Origin of the sequence: Xanthomonas sp. SS (assembly GCF_014236835.1) — a bacterium.
In the GTDB taxonomy this organism is placed as follows: Bacteria; Pseudomonadota; Gammaproteobacteria; order Xanthomonadales; family Xanthomonadaceae; genus Xanthomonas_A.
The window spans coordinates 3,953,669-3,973,268 of record NZ_CP051190.1 but is presented as its reverse complement, the minus strand read 5'-3'; the positions used below and the strand labels follow the sequence as shown (position 1 = coordinate 3,973,268).

Here is a 19,600-nt window from a genome sequence, read left to right as displayed (position 1 = left end):
GGCTTACGGCTTGGTGGCGGCCGGTGCCGGGGCCGCCGCCGGCGCGGTGGCGTCGGCAGCCGGCGCGGCGGAGCTCTCGGCACCGCCGACGCGCAGGTTCACATAGGCTTCGCCGCGCATTTCCTGCAGGAAGCGGTTGTACTCTTCCTCCAGCTTGCGGCGGCCGATGGTCTCGCGGACCTGGGCGCGCTGGGTGTCGCTGGTCACGTCGGTCTGGCGCGTGGCGACGCGCTGCACGATGTGCCAGCCGGCCTCGGTGCGGAACGGCTGCGAGATCTGGTTGTCGGTGAGGCCTTCGATCTGGTGGCCGAAGTCCGGGCCGAACGCGTCGGCCGGGAACCAGCCCAGGTCGCCGCCCTGACCGCGGCTGTTGGCGTCGTCGGAGGACTCCTTGGCCACGGCCTGGAAGTCGGCGCCGCCGGCGATGCGCGCACGCAGGGTCTCGATCTTGGCCTTGGCGGCCGCATCCGGCTGCGCCTCGTTGACGCGGATCAGGATGTGGCGGGCGTGGTACTCGGTGACCGTCTTCTTTTCCGGATTGGCCGAGGCATCGCGGATCTCGACCAGCTTCAGCAGCTGGAAGCCGCTGGGGCCGCGCAGCGGGCCGGCGACCTGGCCCGGCTTCATGTCGCGGATCAGCTGCGCGAAGGCGTTCGGGATTTCGTCCAGGCTGCGCCAGCCGAGGTCGCCGCCTTCCAGCGCGTTGGGGCTGTCGGAATAGCGCACCGCGGCCGCGCTGAAATCGATCTCGCCCTTGTCGATCAGGGTCTTGACCCCGTCGATCTTGCCCTGCCCGGTCTTGATCTGGTCGGCGGTGGCGCCTTCCGGCAGGCCGACCAGGATGTGCGCCAGGTGGTACTGGGCCCCGGTGGTGGCCTGCTGCGCCAGCGCCGCATCCACTTCGCTCTCGCTGACGTTGATGCGGCTCTGCGCGAAGCTCTGGCGCATGCGCTGCACGGTGATCTCGTCGCGCACCGAGTTGCGGAAATCGTCGAACGCCATGCCGTCGGCGGCGAGCTTCTTGCGCAGGCCGTCGACGTCGGTGCCGTTCTGCTGGGCGATGCTGCCGATGGCACGGTTCAGTTCGTCGTCGCCGACGCGGATCCCGGTGCTGTTGGCACGCGCCACCTGCAGCTTGACCAGCACCAGGCGCTCGAGTACCTGGCGTTGCAGCACGTTGTCCGGCGGCAGCTGCGCCTCGCGGCCGGAATACTGCGCCTTCACGTTGCGAACGGCACGATCCAGTTCGCTCTGCAGTACGACATCCTCGTCGACGACCGCAGCGATGCGGTCCAGTGGTTGGGTTTGTTGCGCGGCAGCCGGAGCGGACACGCCGGCGATCGCCAGCAAGGTGACGAGGAAAGCAGAGAGGGTATTGGTCATGGAATCAGGTTCGGATCGTAAGCGTCCGGATCGGTCGTGGTGTTGCTGGGCGGGACCAAGTACAGGTCGTCGCGGTTGTAGCCGAGAATAGCACGGCGCAGAACGCGGTCCGTGTCCTGGCCAAGCGAGGAGAGTCCCTTCAGCACGAACTCGACCTGGAACGCGGTGTCCAGATCGCCTTCGCGGTTGCGCACGTAGCGCCGCGCCAATGCGCGCACGGCCAGGCAGCAGCTGTCCCACTGCACGCCGGCGATGATTTCCAGCGGCTTGCTGTCTTCCAGCGAATAGTAGTGGCGCCCGACCAGGCTCCAGGTCGGGTTGATCGGGTACAGCACTGACACGTCGGTCTGTTCCAGCAGGTCGCGGCGGAAGCGGTAGCTGACGTTGACGATGCCGTCGCCCGGCAGCAGATAGCGGGTGCGGAAGCTGGCCAGGTCCTTGCGCCGGTACTTGGGATCCCACTGGTAGGTGGCGCCCATCGTCCAGCGGTCGTTGATCATGTAGTTGGCGTCGGCGATCCATGCCGACTTGCCCTGCTCGATGGTGGTGTTGCTGCCGGGAAGGCTGACCCTGGAATCGTTGAAGTACAGGATCTGGCCGAGGCTGACCGACAGCTTTTCCTTGCCGTCGTCCTGGCGCAGCAGGCGCGAGCTCAGCGCCAGGGTCATCTGGTTGGCGTCGTTCTGGCGATCGGCACCGGTGTAGCGCGAATCGCGGAACAGCTGGCCCCAGCTGAAGGTGAATTCGCGCGTGTCGAAGATCGGCAGGTCGTCCTGGTTGCGGTATGGCGTGTACAGATAGAACAGCCGCGGTTCCAGGGTCTGCAGGTAGCTGGTGTCGCCGAACTTGGCGTCGCGGTCGAAATACAGACCGGCATCGACGGTGGTGATCGGCAGGCTGCGCGTGGGCGAGGTGTCGCCGCCCAGCGTGGCGGCCAGATCCTTGTCCAACTGATAGGCGGTGTAACGCCAGGCCACGGTCGGCTTCAGGAACCACGCCGCGCCGGCCAGCGGCATCGAGATGTAGGGCTTGAGGTCCAGGCGGGTGCCGCCGGGCATTTCGGTGGTCACGCCGGTCCGTTCGTACTCCGCGTCCTTGGCATGCACGTCGTCGTGTACGAAGCGCACCGCTTCGCTATAGATGCCGGCTTCGAACCACTTGCCGAACGCCTGGTCCCAGTTGAAGAAGGCGCGCGGCTGGCGGTTGTAAGGCAGCGCGCCCTCGGTCAGGGTGTAGTCGGTCAGCTGCCAGCGATCGGCCATCAGTCCGGCGGTCCAGGTCTCGCCGGTGCCGTAGATGCCGACCGTACTCTGAATATTGGACACCGAGTTGCCGAGCAGGCGGTTGGAGAAGTCTTCCGTGTAGCGCTCGTCGCTGACCCAGGCGATGGAGGCACGCGCCTGCCAAGTGCTATCGAGATTGTGATAGCCCTGGTATTCGAACTTGCCGCGGTCCTTGTCGCGCAACTGGTCGTCGGGCATGTAGGTTGCCTCGATCTCGCCCTTGCCGCCTTCATACAGGTAGCGGAACTCGCTGCCGAGCATGAAGCCGCGCGAACTCATGTAGCGCGGATACAGCGTGGCATCGTAGTTCGGCGCCAGATTGAGGTAATACGGCTGCATGTAATCGAAGCCGTTGCGCCCGGACATGCCGATCGCCGGGAACAGAAAGCCGCTGGTGCGACGGTCGTCGATCGGGAACTTGAACCACGGCGCGTACAGGATCGGCACGTTGTAGATCTTCAGGATCGCGTTGCGCGCGGTGCCGAAGCCCTCGTCGTTGTCGACGTCGATCTCCGGCGCGTGCAGCTCCCACACCTGCTGCGAGGGATCGCAGGTGGTGTAGGTGGAGCGGTGCATCTGTCCCAGCGCGCCCTGCAGGTCGACCGAGTCGGCCTTGCCGTTGCCGCGGCGCTCGATCAGCTGGTAGCGGATGTTGCTGATCTTGTGGGTGTCGGTGTCCTGGTTGCCTTCGGCGCGGTCGGCGATCATGCGGATCGACGAATCCTGGTAGCGCACGTGGCCCTCGGCAATGTAATTGCCGGTCTCGGTATCCACACGCAGGCTGTCGGTGCCCATGAACTGGTCGCCGCGCTTGAGCGCGACGTTGCCGGTGTAGTTGGGAATGGTGGTGGTGCCGGACAGCTTGTCGCCGACGATGTCGGTCGGCTGCTGATCGCGGATCGCGGCCATCTTCGGGTCGACCTTGGGCGCGTCGTCGAACTTGGGCAGCACGTCCGGGGTCGGGCACAGGCCCCAATTGGGCGGCTTCTCGGCCGCCATCGCCGGCAGGCAGAGAGCGATACTGAACGGAAGGGGTAGCAGGCGGAGGGCTCGGCGCACGCGCGTCAGGTATCGGGCTAAAACGACCGCTAGCTTGCCCCATCCCATGCATGGGGGCAATGAAGACGTCCCCCGCTCGGGGGACGGGGTTCATCCGCCCGCGCCGGCCTCAGCGCAGCGCGTCGACGTGGGCGACGCTGCATTCGCGCAGCGCCTGCAGGTCGTAACCGCCTTCCAGCAGCGACACCACGCGGCCGCGCGCATGCCGTTCGGCCAGCGCGCGCAGCTCCGCGGTGAGCCAGCCGAAGTCCTCGGTTTCCAGCATCAGGTCGGCCAGCGGGTCGCGCATGTGCGCATCGAAACCGGCCGAGATCAGCAGCAGCTGCGGCTTGAACGCGTCCAGCAGCGGCAGCATCTGGTCGGCCCAGGTGTTGCGGAAGCGGAAGCCACCGCTGCCCGGCGGCAGCAGCGCGTTGTGCAGGTTGCCGACGCCGCGGTCGTGGACCCCGCCCGAGTTGGGGAACAGCCCGGACTGGTGGGTGCTCAGGTACTGCACGCGTGGGTCGCGCTCGAAGATCGCCTGGGTGCCGTTGCCGTGATGCACATCGAAGTCGACGATGGCGATCCGTTCCAGGCCGTGCGTGTCGCGCGCGTGGGCGGCGGCCACGGCGACGTTGTTGAACAGGCAGAAGCCCATCGCGGTGGCGGCGGTGGCGTGATGGCCGGGCGGGCGCACCGCGCAGAAGGCGGTGTCGGTCTCGCCGCGCATCACCGCGTCCACCGCGGCCAGGCCGGCGCCAGCGGCGCGCAGCGCGGCGGCGCGCGAGCCGGGCGAGATCACCGTATCCACGTCGAGCATGCGCTTGCCGTCGATATCGGCCAGGACGCTGTCGATCAGCTCGCGCTCGTGGACCCGGGCCAGATCGCCGAGCTTGGCCAGCGGCGCCTCGCGCCATGCCAGGTCGGGAAAGGCCTCGCGCAGCGCCGTGGTGACGGCCTGCAGGCGTTCCGGCCGCTCCGGGTGTTCCGGGCCGGGTTCATGGCCCAGGCAGGCGGGATGGGTATAGATCAGCATGCCTGCCGCCCGGTCCGCGCGCCGCCGCTGCCGCTCAGGCCTGGCGGCGGTCGTGGCGCCACAGCACTTCGCCCTGGCCATCGGCTCGGGCCAGCACCCGCGCCAGTACGAACAGCAGGTCGGACAGGCGGTTGAGGTAGCGCACCGCCTCCGGCCGCACCGCGTCCTGGCGCGACAGCGCCACCGTCTCGCGCTCGGCGCGGCGCACGATGGTGCGCGCCAGGTGGCAGCGCGCCGCGGCCTCGCCGCCGGCCGGCAGGATGAAGTCCTTCAGCGCGGGTAAGGTGTCGTTGTAGCGGTCCAGGTGCTGCTCGAGCGCGTCGATGTCGGCGTCGTGGATCGCCGCATGGCCGGGGATGCACAGCTCACCGCCCAGGTCGAACAATTGGTGCTGGATCGCGGTCAGCAGGGTGCGGACGTCGTCGGCCAGCGCACAGGCCAGGACCACGCCGATCGCCGAATTGGCCTCGTCGACGGTGCCATAGGCGGCCACCCGCGCCGAATCCTTGCCGACCCGGTTGCCGTCGCCCAGGCCGGTGCTGCCGTCGTCGCCGGTGCGGGTGTAGATCTTGGAGAGACGATTGCCCATCGTCGGAACCGGGCCCCGGCTCAGTGGCCGGCGGGCTGGCCGCGCTGGCCCAGCCGCGCCAGCTGCTCGACCCCGACCTGGACCGCCGCGGCCAGCGCTGTGTACAGCGCCGCGCTGCCCAGGTACGGCAGCAGCCAGTCGCTGTAGTTCTGCCACCAGCCGGCGATGGTCGGGTTGGGCACGCTGCGGCTGACCCAATAGAAGCTGCCCTGCGCGATCAGGTGGCACACCGCCACCGCCACCACCAGGCTGGCTGCGGTCAGGCCCAGCGCACGCCAGTCGGCGCCGCGGTAGCGCCCTGCCAGCCAGCTGCCGCCGGCCCACAGCGCGAAGTAGGCCGGGATCAGGCACCAGTACGCCGGCGACACGCAGTAGTGCTGCCAGAAATTCAGGCCCTGGCCACGGATCACCAGGTAGTCGACCAGCACCGCCAGCGCCATCAGCGCCGGGAACGCCCAGCGGGTCCAGCCGCGCAGGTAGAAGCCGCCGACGAAGAACACCGCCCAGGAGGCGTCCGGAATCGCGCCGAAATGGTTGATGCGGGTCGCGGCCAGCAGCGCGGCCAGCAGGAGCAGGGCGGGAAGGCGGTGGCTGGAAGAAGTCATGGCAGGCGGGCACCGGTACGGAGATCGCCGATTCTACTGGAAGCGGCGAGCCTGGGGCGCGAGCCGGCGGCGGGCAGCGCCAGGGCGGCGGCGGCCTGGCCGCGGCGGCGCGCAGGACAAGCGGGCGCAGCTGGCATGTCGCTGCGATCACCGACGATTCGGGCGCCGGTCGTATCATGGCCGGATGAGCAAACGACATGACGTAGTGATCGTCGGCGGCGGCCTGGTCGGCGCCAGCCTGGCCATCGCGCTGGACCGCCTGGGCGTGGACGTGGGCCTGGTCGAGGCTGCGCCGCCGGGCGCGCTGCCGCCGGTGTTCGACCAGCGCAATCTCAGCTTCGCCGCAGCCACGGTCAACGCGCTGGGCGCGCTGGGGGTGATGCAGCGGCTGCGCACGCCGACCGGCCCGATCCGGCGCATCCACGTCAGCCGCGAAGGCGATTTCGGCCGGGTGCGGCTGGAGGCGGCCGACTACGGGCGCGAGGCGTTCGGGCAGGTCGTGGTGGCGCGCGATTTCGGCGAGGCGCTGGAGGCGCGGTTGGCCGAAGCGTCCCACGTCAGCCGCTACCGGCCGGCGCAGTTCCTGGCGCTGGAGGCCGGCGAGAATGCAGCGCTGCGCTCGGTGCGCATCGCCCAGGACGGAGCGACCGAGGTGCTGCAGGCGCGGCTGCTGGTCGGTGCCGACGGCAGCGCCAGCGCGGTGCGCGGCGCGCTGGGCATCGATGCCGCCCGCCACGATTTCCACCAGACCCTGTTCGTGGCGCGGGTGCGTGGCAGCCGCCAGCCCGACGGCACCGCCTACGAGCGGTTCCGCGACGACGGCCCGACTGCGCTGCTGCCGCGCGGCGACCGCCACTACGGCGCGATCCACGCGGTCGCCGCCGAGCAGGCCGACGCAGTGGCCGCGCTCGACGAGGCCGCCTGGCTGCAGCGCCTGCAGGAGGCCCTGGGCTGGCGCGTCGGCCGCCTGCTGGGCAGCGGCGAGCGCAGCGCCTATCCGATCGTGCAGGTGCTGGCCGGGCGCCTGACCGACGCGCGCGCGGTGCTGCTCGGCAACGCCGCGCAGACCCTGCACCCGCTGGGTGCGCAGGGCTTCAACCTGGGCCTGCGCGATGCGCTGACCCTGGCCGAACTGATCGAGCGCGACCGCGCCGATCCGGGCGCGCCGGCGCTGCTGCAGCAGTACGCGCAGCGCCGCGAGCAGGACCGGCAGCGCACTGTCATCTTCTCCGGCGGCTTGGCACGGTTGACCGCTAACCCGGCGCTGCTGTTGCGTCCGTTGCGCAGCCTGGGCCTGTTGGCGGCGGCGCAGGCCGCGCCGCTGCAGTCGTTCCTGGTCGGCGGTGCGATGGGCTTCCGCGGCGAAGTGCCGCAGCTGTGCCGGGAGGCGACGCCATGAGCCGGCGCGGCGTGCTGGACGTGGTGGTGGTCGGCGGCGGCGTGGTCGGCGCCGCCTGTGCGTTGGCGCTGGCGGCCGAAGGCCTGGCGGTGGCCTTGGTCGAGGGCCGCGAGCCGCCGCGCTGGTCGCCGACCGAGCCGGACCTGCGCGTGTACGCGTTCGCCCCTGACAACGCCGCGCTGCTGCAGGCGCTGGGCGTGTGGCCGCAGGTGCTGGCGCGGCGTGCGCAGGCCTACCGGCGCATGCGCGTGTGGGATGCCGGTGGCGGCGGCGAGCTGGACTTCGATGCCGATGCGCTGGGCCGCGACCAGTTGGGCTGGATCGTCGAGCATGCGTTGCTGGTCGAACAATTATGGGCGGCGCTGCCGGCGGCCGGGGTACAACTGCACTGCCCGGCGCGGGTCGAGGCGGTGGAGATGGCGGAGGAGCGCGTGCGCCTGCGCCTGGACGACGGCAGCCGGCTCGACGCGCGCCTGGCGATCGCCGCCGACGGCGCCGATTCCACGCTGCGCGGCCTGGCCGGGCTGGACGCCCCGGCGCACGACTACGGCCAGCGCGGCGTGGTCGCCTTCGTGCAGACCGACGTGCCGCACCAGGACACCGCCTGGCAGCGCTTCCTGCCCGGCGGCCCGCTGGCGTTCCTGCCGTTCGCCGACGGCCGCAGTTCGATCGTGTGGACGCTGCCCGAGGCCGAGGCGGCGCGGGTGCTGGCGCTGGACGACGCCGCATTCGGCGCCGAGCTGACCCAGGCCTTCGGCGCGCGGCTGGGTGCGGTGCGCGCGCTGTCGCCGCGGGTCGGTTTCCCGCTGCGCCGGCAACTGGTGGAGGACTACCACCGCGACCGCCTGCTGGTGCTGGGCGATGCCGCGCACGTGGTGCATCCGCTGGCCGGGCAGGGCGTCAATCTCGGCCTGCGCGACGTCGCCGCGCTGGCCGCGCAGGTGCGCCAGGCGCAGGCGCGGCGGGTCGACTGGTCGGCGCCGCACCGGCTGGCGCGCTGGGCGCGCGGCCGCCGCAGCGACAACACCGTGGCCGCCTACGGCTTCGATGCGATCAACCGGCTGTTCTCCAACGACGAGATGCACCTGACCCTGCTGCGCGGCCCGCTGCTGGGCCTGGCCGGCAAGCTGCCGCTGCTGATGCATGGATTCTGGAAGCGCGCTTCGGGGGTGTAGCGATTCGGGGTGGTGCGAGAGGCGTTGGTCGCTCCTGCGGGAGCGGAAGGCGCTGCGGCTGTTGTAGGTGGAGCGCTGGGTGGCCTTGGGACATCGGCTCCGATAGCGCGAGACGTCCGAATAGCCATCGCTTTGCCGGTCGCGGTTGAAACCGCTCCTACAGGGACTTGCGATTGGGTGCATGGGTGCACTGTAGGAGGGGCTTCAGCCCCGACAGATCGCCAAATTCGGTTCGGTGGCAGGCTCTGTTCGTCGCGACTGAAGTCGCTCCCACAGGGGCTTGCGGCGGGCTGGCTGGGTGCACTGTGGCAGGAGCTTCAGCCCCAATGGCTGCCGAAGCCCGTTAGCTTGCCGCAGCTTCTGTCGCGGTTGAAACCGCTCCTACAGGAAGCAATGGCGAGCCGGCTGGGTGCACTGTAGGAGGGGCTTCAGCCCCGACCGTGGCGCCGGTCGTGTTCGCCGCAGCTACCCGCTGCTATTTCTGCAAGCGATACCCGACCCGGCGCGACGAATCACTTGAGCCAACCGGCCAGCTGCTCGCGGCTCAGGCGCCCGCGGCGTTGCGGGTCCAGCGAATCGAATTCGTCGGCCAGCGCTGGGCTGGCCTGCGCTTCGCTGCGGCTGATGTAGCCGTCGTGGTCGCTGTCCAGCGCGTCGAAGTCGATGCGGTAGTTGCCGGCGACGTTGTCGGGCTGGACCGTGCGCACGGTGACCGGCGCCTGGCCATGCGGGATGTCGAGCCGCACCTGGTGGGTCACCTCGCCGCTGCTCAGCGGCTGCGCCTGCACGATGCTCGCCGGCACGTCGCGCAACGGCTCGGTGACGACGCTCGAGGTCGGGTTGAGGTTCTGCGCGGCGGCGGGGACGAGGGCGGCAGCCAGCAGAAAGGCGGCGAGGGACGAACGGCAATGCATGGACACAACGGACTCCGATGGTGCGAATGATGGGACGGCGTGGCAGGCTCAGCTGGGAATGAACGGGAACGCCAGTTTCAGCAATCCCTTCAACCCGCCCTCGGCGGTGCTGGCGATGGCCTTGGCGCCGAGGCTGTTGAGCGCGCGGCGCACATCCTCCCAGCGTAGCTTGCCCACGTCCTTCTTCAACAGGTCCGCCACTTCCTCGGCGGTCGGGGTGAGCTTTTCCAGCTCGCGCGCCACCTTCTCCGGCTCCGGCTGCAGGTAGCCCCAGCGCTCGGCGATCTTCAGCAAGGTGTCGAAGCGCACCGCGACCACGTCGCGGTTGCGCTCGTACACGGGCATCGCGCCCACGTCGACGATGGCCTGCTCGAAGCGCTGCTGGTCGTCCGGATGCTCGATGCGGATCGCCAGGAAGCCCTCCTTCTTGCTGCGTTCGCTGACGTGCTTTGCCCCGGCGCGCAGGTTGTCCTCGGTGAGCACCGTCGCCACGATGCGCTCCAGGGCTGCGTCGCCGTCTTCGGGCACCAGCGCGCGCCAGCGCGCATAGCCGTCGCGGCGCAGGCCCTTCACCTTGGCCGGGGTCACCCGCAGGCGCAGCGCCACCGCGTTGTTGGAATCGCTGCGCGAGATCGCGCCGTCGCGTTCCAGCAACACGAAGATCAGCAACTCCAGGTCGCGCTTGGTCAGCGACTGGAACCCTTGCAACAGGGTCAGGCGCAGGAATTCGTCGGCGAAGCCGGCCGGGTCTTTCAGTTCGATCGGCTGCATGTGCGCGGCCCTCCAGTCAGTGCAGGCAGGATGCCCGATCGCGATTGCGCGGACTGAGACGACGATGCGATGCGCATCCCAGCGACATTGTATGAATTAACGTCCGTACTCGCGCCCCGGCCGATCGCTGCGGAAGGTCTCGATCGCGCCGCGATCCTGCAGGGTCACATACACGTCGCGCCCGTCCTTGCCGCCGAAGGCCACGTTGGTGGGCTTGCCGCCCTTGGTGGCGATCGTGTGCAGGACCTTGCCGGCCGGATCGAGCACCAGCACCTTGCCGGCGTCGTAGCGGGCCAGGTACAGATTGCCGTCGGCGTCGCAGCGCATGCCGTCCAGGCCGAAATCGGGGAACGCCAGCAGCAGGCGCTTGTTGGACAGGGTGCCGTCGCCGGCGCGGTCGTAGACCCAGATCTTGCGTTGCACGCTCTCGTTGACGTACAGGCGCTTGCCGTCGGGACTGACCTCGATGCCGTTGGTGGTGCCCATGCCGGTTTCGATCAGGTGCGCGCTGCGGTCGCGGTCGATGCGCCACAGCTGGCCGCCGTCGCCTTTCCAGTCCGGGTCGCTGGCGTACAGGGTGCCGTCCGCCGCCATCGCGATGTCGTTCGGCTGGAACGCGCCGGGCAGCGTGGCGTAGACCTCGATGCGCTTGCTGTCCAGTGCGATGCGCAGGATGCGGTGCTGGGCGTAGTCGGCCACGTACATGCGCCCGGCACGGTCGAAGCGGATGCCATTGCCGATGCTGCCCGCGGGCAGGTCCACGAACAGCGCCGCCTGTGCACTGCCATCGGTGGCGAAGCTGACCCGGCCGATGCTGCCTTCGTGGCCGAAGTTGACCACGTACAGCGCGCCGTCCGGGCCGCTCGCCGGGCCTTCGATGCCGTGGGTGAATACGCCGTCGCCGATCAGGTCGCGGGCGCGGAACAGGCCGGCGTTCGCTGCGGACGCCGTGGCGCAGGCGAGCAGCAGCGCCGCGCCGGCAGCGGTGAGAAACGGCAGGCGAATGGACATGGACAGACCCGGAGCGATGCAGGGCCGGGCAGTGTGCCAGACGTGCCGGCGCGGCCGGGATGGCGCTCACAACGGCGGGCGCTGGATGCGTTAAGGTTTGGGCGATCCGTGTCCGGCCTTCAGGGAGATCCGCATGTCGCTGTCCTCGCCGAATCGTCGCCGTGTGCTGCTCGCCGGGTTGTCCGCGGCGGGCGCAGGCCTGTTGGGATCGCCGTTGTGGGCGGCGCCGCGCGGCAAGCCGAAGAAACCGCTGGGGGTGGCGCTGGTCGGGCTGGGCGACTACGCCAGCAACCGCCTGGCACCGGGCCTGGCGCTGACCAAGCATTGCCGGCTGGCCGGCATCGTCACCGGCTCGCCGCACAAGATTCCGCAGTGGCAGTCGCGCTACCGCATTCCCGATCGCAACGTCTACAGCTACGACGAGCTGGAGCGCATCGCCGACAACCCGGACATCGACGTGGTCTATGTGGTCACGCCGACCCATCTGCATGCGCCGCTGAGCCTGCGCGCGGCCGCCGCCGGCAAGCACGTGTGGTGCGAGAAGCCGATGGCGATGCATGCCGACGAGGCGCAATCGATGATTGCCGCGTGCGCGCGCAACAAGGTGCGGCTGAGCATCGGCTACCGCATGCAGCACGAGCCGAACACGCGGCGGATCATCGCCCTGGCCGGCGAGCGCCCGTTCGGCGCGATGCGCACGGTGCGCGCCGAGGCCGGCTACAACGGCTACGGCGACACCGATCCGGCGCAGCGGCCGTGGCGGCTGCGCGCGCAGTTCGGCGGCGGCGCGATGTACGACATGGGCGTGTATTCGCTCAATGCGGCGCGCTACACGGTCGGCGCCGAACCGCTGGCGGTCAGCGCGCATCGGTCCACCGACCGGCCGGCGCTGTTCGACGAGGTCGACGAGCACATGCAGTTCAAGCTGGAATTCCCGCACGAAGTGCTCGCCGACTGCGCCACCAGCTTCGGCCGCACCATGAACCGGCTGCGCGCCGAGTGCGAGCGCGGCTGGTACGAACTGGCGCCGTTCCAGAGCTACGACGGCATCCGCGGCAGGGCAAGCGACGGCCGCGTGTTCGATGCGAAGGTGCGCCACCAGCAGGCGCTGCAGATGGACGAGGATGCGCTGGCGATCCTCGACGGCACGCCGCTGCGCGCACCGGGCGAGGAAGGCCTGCGCGACATGCGGGTGATCGATGCGATCCAGCGTTCGGCGCGCGAGGGTGGCAAGCGGATCGTGCTGTAGCGAGTACGGTGGTTCTGTGCCCGCGGGCGAGCGATGCCTGGCGCTTTTCCTCGCGGCTGTTTCGATTCCCTGTAGGAGCGGCTTCAGCCGCGACAGGATCTCGCCGGTAACGCCCTGTCGCAGCTGAAGCCGCTCCTACAGAAGACGCTGTCGCCGCGCCCGCAACTTCAGAGCGACATCGCCAGCACGGTGATCTCTTCGCGGTCGTGGTACAGCTGCTTGGCGCGGATCTGCAGCGGGCGCTCGGCGCGCTCGGCGAACAGATCCAGGCACAGCTGGGTCTCGTCCCAGCGCTTCTTCATCGGCAGCTTGAGGTTGAAGACTGCGTGCCGGCACCAGCCTTCGCGGAACCAGGTGCCCATGCGTTCGGCGACGCGGCGCGGCTGTTCGACCATGTCGCAGACCATCCAGTCCAGCGCCTGCGGCGGCTTCCAGTGGAAGCCGTCGGCGCGCAAGTGATCGACCAGGCCGCTGTCGAGCACGTGCTGGCGCAGCGGGCCGTTGTCGACGCTGGTCACGTGCAGGTGCTGGCGGGTCAGCACCCAGGTCCAGCCGCCGGGCGCCGCGCCAAGGTCGGCGGCGCGCATGCCGGGCTTGAGCAGCGTCTCGCGTTCCTCCGGCGCCAGCAGCGCCAGCAATGCTTCTTCCAGTTTCAGCGCCGAGCGCGAGGGCGCCTCCGACAGCAGCTTCAGGCGCGGGATGCCCAGCGGCCACGGCGCGCTGTCGTCGCTGTCGGCGACGGCCAGCAAGGCGTGGGTGCCGGCCAGGAAGCACACGTGCAGGCGCGGCAGCTTCGGCTGCGGCTTATCGCTGAGCAGGCCGGCCTTGCGCAGCGCCGGGCGCAGCGCGTTGCCGAAACTGCGAGCCAGACCGGACAGCTGCTTGCCTTCGTCCGAATCCGGATGCTCGACCCACAAGTCGCCGAAGCGGCTGTGTCCGGCCAGCGCCTGCAGCATCGGCGCGATCCGGTCGCTGGGATCCAGCTCGCGCAGTTCGGCCAGCAGGCGCAGTTTCTGCCGTGCGAAGATCAGCCCGCGCCACGGCATCGCGCGCGGCGGCAAAGGGTCTTCGCAGAGCAGCAGCGCGTAGCCGCTGTTGCGCTCGGTACGCGCATAGGCCGGCAGTTCGGCGCGCGCGGCGCGATCGTTCAGTTCGGCCGCCAGTTCGGGTTCGAAGCCTTGCCGGCAGTAGCACAGCAGGCCGTTCAGGGAGGACATTGAGGAAGCCTTCGCCGGGCGGCGGTCAGTAGCGGGGGCTGTCGAGTTCGCCGTAGCGGCGCAACACCGCGCAGGCGGCGTCGCGATGCAGGCCGCGCACCACTTCGATGCCGCGGCGCTCGAGTTCGCCGATCCAGTCTGCCGGCAGCGGGCCTTCGTCGAACGGGGTCAGCGCCATCACGTCCTCGGCGCTGGCGCCGATCAGCAGGCGGTCGATGCCGGCCCAGATGGTGGCGCCATAGCACTGGCAGCACGGTTGCGCCGAGGTCGCCAGGGTCACCGGCGACAGCACCGAGTTCAGTCGCGGCGTCTGCAGGCGCTGTTGCGCCAGCATGTAGGCCATGTTCTCGGCGTGCGCCAGCGAGGTGGTCTGCGGCACCACCAGGTTCACCCCGACCGAGATGATGCGATGGTCCGGGCCGAACACCGCTGCGCCGAACGGGCCGCCGCTGCCGGCGTCCACGTTCAACCGCGACAGTTCCACCGCCAGTGCCACCTTGTCGGCATCGCCGGGATAGACCGCCTGCGGATCGACCGCGTCGTGGATCCAGGCGGGCAGGGTGAGATGGACTTGCGCGTAGAGCATCAGCGGACGGGTTCGGCAGGCTGGGGGTCGCGCAGTGTATCGGCTTGCATGCCCTTGGCGCTGCATTGCCCGGCCACGCACTGGCAGCCGCCGATCGCGCGCGAGCCGCATACGCTCATGCGGCCGCTGGCCTGGCATTGCGCCATCACGCCTTGCGGATCGGTGGGGCTGTCGCGGTTGACGCAGGCCGGCATCGCGCCGCAGCAGTTGCCGACGTCCTTGACCATGCAGTCGGCGTCGCTGCGGCAGGTGGTGTCCACCTTCACCGGCAAACCGGGCGCGGCGGGCTTGGCGCCTTCGCTGCGCGCGCAGCCGCTGAAGACGAGGGTGCCGGCGAACAGGCACAGGCAGCACAGCAACAGCGCGAGACGACTGGACATGGCGACCTTCCGTGCGAGGGACCGCAGCCATGGTAGCGCGCATGGCCGCGGCGCCGGCAACTCAGCGGCGGCCGACGGCGATCGTATCGGCGGTTTCCTGCTTGACCTGGAGCGCGGTGCCGTCGATGGCCTGGTGGATCGCCTGGCGGATGCTGATCCGGCCCTTCACCGCGTTGACCTGCAATGGCGACAGCGATTGGTCGTCGTAGACGATACCGCAGCCGGTGGCATGCGCCAGCTGCTGTGCGGTTTCGTCGAAGCGTGCGGCGGGCATGTCGTAGTCGTGGTCGGGCACGGCGTCGCACTTGCCTTGCGCCGCTGTGGATGCAGGTGCAGATGCAGGAGCGGGTGCGGGCGTCGCAGCGGCTTGCGAGGGGGCGGAAGACGGCGCCATGTCGCAGCCGGCGAGCAGGGCGAGCAGCGCAAGGCCGAGGCAGGAGGTGCGCAAAGCAGCGGACATGGGGAATTTCCTGGGATAAGGGATGACGCCTGCAGTCTAGGCGGCGTGCCTTAACCCAATGTTGCATCCGGCTTGCGCACCGGCGCAGGCGCGTGCAGCCAGGTGCACCACAGCACGCCCACCAGCAGGCAGGCGATCGCCAAAGTTTCCAGCAGGGTGGGCCAGCGCGCCTCCCACAGGAAACCGTAGAGCAGCGCGAACACGGTTTCGAACACGATCGTCTGCCCGACCAGGGTCAGCGGCAGCAGCCGGCTGGCGTGGTTCCAGCAGGCATTGCCGATCACCGAAGCGAACACGCCCAGCACGATCGCCACGCCCCAGAACCGCGCCCATTCGTCGGCCGCATGTCCGTGGTCGAACGCGAACGCGGGGATCGCCAGGGTCAGCGCCAATGCGCCGGTGACCACGCCGGTCAGCATCGACCAGTCGCGCCCGGAGATGTCGGGCCGGCGCGCGAGCCAGCCGGCGTTCTTGATCGAATACGCCGCCCAGCACGCCAGCGCGCCGACCGCGCACGCCAGCCCGGCCGCGCGCGTGCCCACGCTGGTCTGCGCCGGGTGCGTGGCGTCGAGCGTCTGCGCCGCAACCAGCGCCACGCCGAGCACGCAGAGCGCGCATGGCGCGGCCAGCCGGCGCAACCGCATCGCGCCGGCCGCGCGCGAACCGAGTACCGTGACCACCGCCGGCAGCAAGCCGATGATCAAGGCCGTGGCCGCGCCGCCGGCCCATTGCACGGCGCTGCCCAGCAACACGTAGTAGACGATGTTGCCGAGCAGGCTCAGCCGCAGCAGCGCCCACCATTCGGGCGCCCCGAGCGCAGCGGTGGCGGCGCGCCAGCGCGGGGCGAGCAGTAGCGCGGCGACCGCGCCGTAGGCCAGGTAGCGCGACACCGACAGCTGCAGCGGTGAGAACCCGGCGAGCAACTGCGGCGCCAGGAACACCAGTCCCCACAACGCACCGGCGGCCATGCCGCTGCCCACTCCCGCCCATAAACGCTTGCGCATGCCGTGTCCTGTTGCTTCGTTGCGTAGTGCGCCAGCATGGCTTGCGCGTGCCGCCGCGGCTTGTCCCAGGCTACTGATCCGACGCCATGGCGGCCGCCCGATGGCGGCGCCGATAGGCGGCGGGCGTGTGCCCGGTCTTGCGCCGCAGCGCGCGGGTCAGCGCGCTCTGGTCGGCATAGCCGCTGTCCAGCGCCAGTTGCGCGATCGGCCGCTCGCCGTACGCCAACTGCCGGCGTACCCAGTCCAGTCGCCGCGCCGACAGCCATGCCTGCGGCGTACGCCCCAGCGCTTCGCGGAACAGCGCATGCAGGCGGCTCACGCTCAGGTGCGCCGCTTGCGCCATGCGCTCCACCGGCCACGGCTGGCCCGGGGCGTCCTCGATGCGCAGGCACAGTTCCTGCAGCCGCGCCCATGCGCGGCGCTGCGTGCGCAGCTGGCTTAGCGCCAGCGCTGCGCAGGTTGCGGCGCCGGTGCCCGGCTGCGCGCGGTCGAGCGAGGCCAGCAGGCGTTGCAGTTGCGGCGGCAGGTCGAGGAAGGGCGCGCGCTGCAGGCGTTCCAGTGCGTCGTCGTCGAACCCGGCCGTATCGCAGTCCAGCACCAGGAAGCGGTTGTCGCCTTCCGCCGACTGCACGTGCGATGTGTGCGGTGCGACGACGGCCGCGCGGAACGCATCCAGGCGGCTGACGCGTCCACCCACCTCGATCTCCAGCTCGCCCTGCAGCGGCAGCACGATCTGCACGTGGGCGTGCTGGTGGACATGGCCGTCGCGGCCATAGCTGCGCAGGCTCAGGATGGGGGCGGGCGACATGGGCGCTACGCTAACGTGCCGACACCCCGATTGGAAAGCGCGGGGCCATGCCGCCGTTGGGTATGCGGCATACCGGCCGCACGCGCCAGCATTTGTCAGGTTCCCGGTTGCAGACACGTACGGCTTGCGTGCCGTGTCTCACTCGCTCTCGCATTTGGTGGGATACCGTCGGCGGCTCGTTCACCGAGCGCCATGTTGCGCACGCCGTGCAGCGTCGCGCCGACAATGCCGGCCCGCCGCTCAGTGCCAGCCCAGGTACAGGGTGGTGACGCCCCAGCTGTCGATCAGCCCGTGCGCCAGCATCATCGCCCCCAGGTGCAGGCCCGAGCGCAGGTAGACGTAGCCGAACAGGCTGCCCACCATGCCGGTCAGCACGATGCCGGACACCCCCTGGCCGGCGTGCATCATGCCGAATGCGATGCCGCCGAGCAGCGCGGCCACCACGTGCGCGCCGCGGAAGCTGCGGATCAGTGCGCTCAACTGGTGCATCAGGAAGCTGCGGAATACCAGTTCCTCGCCGATCGCGGCGCTGAGCCAGGCCAGTGCGATCAGCTTCGCCGCCGCCGGCAGGTTGCCATGCAGCGCGCCATAGTCGCTGTAGTCGGTCGGGGTACCGGTGAGCCGGTTGACCAACGGTTCGAGCCAGGGATCGATCACCGCCACCACCAGCACGAACAGCAGCAGCGTCCAGCCCAGCCACGCTAGCGGCGAGCGCTGGCGCAGGCCGCATGCCTGCAGCGAGCGCGTCTCCAGCCAGACCAGGCCCAGGCCGAGCAGGCCGACCGCCGGCATCCGCCACGGGAACGGCAGCCAACGGTAATGCGCAAGGGCCAGGACCGCGGCGATCAGCGCCAGCCGCGCGAGCGGATGTCGTAGAGCGGACGGCAGCGCGGCAGCAGGCGACGCGGTTGCGGTCACGCTCCGCCTTGGCCGCTGGTCCAGGTGTCGCGCAGGGTCACGCTGCGGTTGAACACCGGTGTGGCCGCGCTGTGGTCGTAGCGGTCGGCGACGAAGTAGCCGCTGCGCTCGAACTGGAATGCCTGCTCCGGCGTGGCCTGCGCGGCCGCCGGCTCCACGTAGCCGCGCACGCTGCGCTTGGAGGCCGGATTCAGGTGGTCGCGGTAGGTCTTGCCGTCGGATTCGTCGTCCGGCTTCTCCACCGAGAACAGGCGGTCGTACAGGCGGATTTCCGCCTCCAGCGCATGCGCCGCGCTGACCCAGTGGATGGTGCCCTTGACCTTGCGGTTGGCGCCTTCCATGCCGGGACGCGATTCCGGATCCAGCCAGCCGCGCAGTTCGACGATCTCGCCGGCGTCGTTCTTGATCACCTCGTCGACGCGGGCGATGCCGGCGCCGCGCAGGCGCACTTCGCCGCCCGGCACCAGCCGCTTCCAGCCCTTGGGCGGGACTTCGGCGAAATCCTCGCGCTCGATCCACAGCTCGCGCGAGAACGGCACCTCGCGCTGGCCGAAGCACTCGTCCTTGGGATGGTTGGAGAAAACCAGCGTCTCGCTGTGGCCCTCCGGCAGATTGCCCAGCACCAGCTTGAGCGGATCGATCACCGCCATGCGCCGCGGCGCGGCCGCATCCAGGTCCTCGCGCAGGCAGCCTTCCAGCACCGAGAAGTCGATCACCGAGTTCTGCTTGCTGATGCCGACCCGGTCCACCAGCAGGCGCAGCGCCGCCGGCGTGTAGCCGCGCCGGCGCAGGCCCTGCAGGGTGTACATGCGCGGGTCGTCCCAGCCGTCGACCAACTGCTCGGCCACCAGCTGGGTCAGCTTGCGCTTGCTCATCACCGTGTAGTTGATGTTCAGACGCGAGAACTCGATCTGCCGCGGCTTGGCCGCCTCGCGCGGCAGGCCCTTGTCCAGCAGCGACTGCAGCAACTCGGGATGGCCGGCCAGGTCGACCTTGTCCACGCACCAGTCGTACAGCGGGCGGTGGTCTTCGAATTCCAGCGTGCACAGCGAGTGGGTGATGCCTTCCACCGCATCGCCCAGCGAGTGCGCGAAGTCGTACATCGGGTAGATCGGCCAGGCGTTGCCGGTGTTCTGGTGCTCGACGTGCTTGATCCGGTACAGCGCCGGGTCGCGCAGGTTGATGTTGCCGCTGGTCATGTCGATCTTGGCGCGCAGGGTGCGTGCGCCATCGGGGAACTCGCCGGCGCGCATGCGCCGGAACAGGTCCAGGTTCTCTTCGACGCCGCGCTCGCGGTACGGCGAATTGCGCCCCGGCTCGGTGAGCGTGCCGCGGTATTCGCGCACCTGCTCGGCGGAGAGATCGCAGACGAAGGCGTGGCCGTCGCGGATCAGCTTCTCGGCAGCCAGGTAGTACACCTCGAAGTAGTCCGAAGCATGCCGCAGTTCGGCCCAGTCGAAGCCCAGCCAGCGCACGTCGTCCTGGATCGCGGCGACGAACTCGGGGTCTTCCTTGGCCGGATTGGTGTCGTCGAAGCGCAGGTTGCAGCGCCCGGCGAACTCGGCGGCGATGCCGAAATCCAGGCAGATCGCCTTGGCGTGGCCGATGTGCAGGTAGCCGTTGGGCTCTGGCGGGAAGCGGGTGCGGATGGCCGCGTGCTTGCCGCTGGCCAGGTCCTCGCGGACGATCTGGCGGATGAAGTCTTTCTTCTCGGCCGGGGCGGTGGCGTCGGTGGCGGGGGTCTCGGACATGCGCGCTTCAGCAGATAAGTAAA

General features: G+C 69.8%; 19 protein-coding genes. 3 read left to right on the top strand and 16 right to left on the bottom strand.

Features of this window, described 5'->3' with window-relative positions; genetic code table 11:
- Positions 1 to 3: 3 nt before the first annotated feature.
- The 5 genes from HEP74_RS16685 to HEP74_RS16665 form a co-directional block, all read right to left on the bottom strand.
- Positions 4 to 1,383, bottom strand: a complete 1,380-nt coding sequence (locus tag HEP74_RS16685; RefSeq protein WP_185813807.1) for a peptidylprolyl isomerase — start codon at positions 1,381 to 1,383, stop codon at positions 4 to 6.
- Positions 1,380 to 3,725 carry an LPS-assembly protein LptD gene (lptD, locus tag HEP74_RS16680; protein ID WP_524540747.1) on the bottom strand — a complete coding sequence of 782 codons (2,346 nt, stop codon included), beginning with the start codon at positions 3,723 to 3,725 and terminating at the stop codon, positions 1,380 to 1,382. Before lptD ends, HEP74_RS16685 begins: the two co-directional genes overlap by 4 nt.
- Before the next feature lie 109 nt (positions 3,726 to 3,834).
- A complete protein-coding gene (locus HEP74_RS16675; protein ID WP_185813805.1) occupies positions 3,835 to 4,740 on the bottom strand; it encodes a histone deacetylase family protein in 906 nt (301 codons plus the stop codon).
- Between the two features lie 34 nt (positions 4,741 to 4,774).
- On the bottom strand, positions 4,775 to 5,329 hold the full coding sequence (locus HEP74_RS16670; protein ID WP_179568257.1) for a cob(I)yrinic acid a,c-diamide adenosyltransferase: 555 nt from the start codon (positions 5,327 to 5,329) through the stop codon (positions 4,775 to 4,777).
- Between the two features lie 20 nt (positions 5,330 to 5,349).
- Positions 5,350 to 5,934 (bottom strand): hypothetical protein, encoded by a 585-nt coding sequence (locus HEP74_RS16665; RefSeq protein ID WP_185813804.1) that lies wholly within the window; start codon positions 5,932 to 5,934, stop codon positions 5,350 to 5,352.
- Between the two features lie 184 nt (positions 5,935 to 6,118).
- On the opposite strand from HEP74_RS16665, the gene ubiH reads away from it, so the two are divergent.
- Together ubiH and HEP74_RS16655 are read left to right on the top strand one after the other, a co-directional pair.
- On the top strand, positions 6,119 to 7,333 hold the full coding sequence (ubiH, locus tag HEP74_RS16660) for a 2-octaprenyl-6-methoxyphenyl hydroxylase (protein WP_185813803.1): 1,215 nt from the start codon (positions 6,119 to 6,121) through the stop codon (positions 7,331 to 7,333).
- On the top strand, positions 7,330 to 8,508 hold the full coding sequence (locus HEP74_RS16655; RefSeq protein ID WP_185813802.1) for a UbiH/UbiF family hydroxylase: 1,179 nt from the start codon (positions 7,330 to 7,332) through the stop codon (positions 8,506 to 8,508). The genes ubiH and HEP74_RS16655 overlap by 4 nt, the downstream gene beginning before the upstream one ends.
- Positions 8,509 to 9,020: 512 nt before the next feature.
- On the opposite strand, the gene HEP74_RS16650 is transcribed toward HEP74_RS16655, so the two are convergent.
- The 3 genes from HEP74_RS16650 to HEP74_RS16640 all read right to left on the bottom strand — a co-directional run bounded on the left by HEP74_RS16650 (position 9,021) and on the right by HEP74_RS16640 (position 11,204).
- Positions 9,021 to 9,422, bottom strand: a complete 402-nt coding sequence (locus tag HEP74_RS16650) for an EF-hand domain-containing protein (RefSeq protein WP_185816672.1) — start codon at positions 9,420 to 9,422, stop codon at positions 9,021 to 9,023.
- 48 nt (positions 9,423 to 9,470) lie between these two features.
- On the bottom strand, positions 9,471 to 10,193 hold the full coding sequence (locus tag HEP74_RS16645; protein ID WP_185813801.1) for a hypothetical protein: 723 nt from the start codon (positions 10,191 to 10,193) through the stop codon (positions 9,471 to 9,473).
- Positions 10,194 to 10,289: 96 nt separating this feature from the next.
- Complete coding sequence (locus HEP74_RS16640; protein WP_185813800.1) at positions 10,290 to 11,204, bottom strand: SMP-30/gluconolactonase/LRE family protein; 915 nt, start codon at positions 11,202 to 11,204, stop codon at positions 10,290 to 10,292.
- A 133-nt stretch (positions 11,205 to 11,337) separates the two neighbouring features.
- Here HEP74_RS16640 and HEP74_RS16635 point away from each other — a divergent pair, with 133 nt between their 5' ends.
- Positions 11,338 to 12,453 carry a Gfo/Idh/MocA family protein gene (locus HEP74_RS16635; protein ID WP_185813799.1) on the top strand — a complete coding sequence of 372 codons (1,116 nt, stop codon included), beginning with the start codon at positions 11,338 to 11,340 and terminating at the stop codon, positions 12,451 to 12,453.
- Positions 12,454 to 12,620: 167 nt separating this feature from the next.
- Here HEP74_RS16635 and rlmM read toward each other — a convergent pair whose 3' ends face one another.
- The 8 genes from rlmM to HEP74_RS16595 form a co-directional block, all read right to left on the bottom strand.
- Entirely contained in the window at positions 12,621 to 13,661 is a 1,041-nt protein-coding gene (gene rlmM, locus HEP74_RS16630) for a 23S rRNA (cytidine(2498)-2'-O)-methyltransferase RlmM (protein ID WP_185816671.1), read from the bottom strand.
- A 34-nt stretch (positions 13,662 to 13,695) separates the two neighbouring features.
- Positions 13,696 to 14,256, bottom strand: coding sequence for a nucleoside deaminase (locus HEP74_RS16625; RefSeq protein WP_185813798.1), 561 nt, complete (start codon positions 14,254 to 14,256; stop codon positions 13,696 to 13,698).
- Positions 14,256 to 14,636, bottom strand: coding sequence for a hypothetical protein (locus HEP74_RS16620; protein WP_185813797.1), 381 nt, complete (start codon positions 14,634 to 14,636; stop codon positions 14,256 to 14,258). Before HEP74_RS16620 ends, HEP74_RS16625 begins: the two co-directional genes overlap by 1 nt.
- 61 nt (positions 14,637 to 14,697) lie before the next feature.
- Positions 14,698 to 15,096, bottom strand: coding sequence for an STN domain-containing protein (locus HEP74_RS16615; protein ID WP_185813796.1), 399 nt, complete (start codon positions 15,094 to 15,096; stop codon positions 14,698 to 14,700).
- A gap of 50 nt (positions 15,097 to 15,146) precedes the next feature.
- Positions 15,147 to 16,100, bottom strand: a complete 954-nt coding sequence (locus HEP74_RS16610) for a DMT family transporter (protein WP_185813795.1) — start codon at positions 16,098 to 16,100, stop codon at positions 15,147 to 15,149.
- 70 nt (positions 16,101 to 16,170) lie between these two features.
- Entirely contained in the window at positions 16,171 to 16,908 is a 738-nt protein-coding gene (locus HEP74_RS16605) for a helix-turn-helix transcriptional regulator (protein WP_185813794.1), read from the bottom strand.
- Between the two features lie 240 nt (positions 16,909 to 17,148).
- Positions 17,149 to 17,700, bottom strand: a complete 552-nt coding sequence (locus HEP74_RS16600; protein ID WP_185816670.1) for a CPBP family intramembrane glutamic endopeptidase — start codon at positions 17,698 to 17,700, stop codon at positions 17,149 to 17,151.
- 122 nt (positions 17,701 to 17,822) lie between these two features.
- Positions 17,823 to 19,577 carry a glutamine--tRNA ligase/YqeY domain fusion protein gene (locus HEP74_RS16595; RefSeq protein WP_185813793.1) on the bottom strand — a complete coding sequence of 585 codons (1,755 nt, stop codon included), beginning with the start codon at positions 19,575 to 19,577 and terminating at the stop codon, positions 17,823 to 17,825.
- Positions 19,578 to 19,600 lie beyond the last annotated feature (23 nt).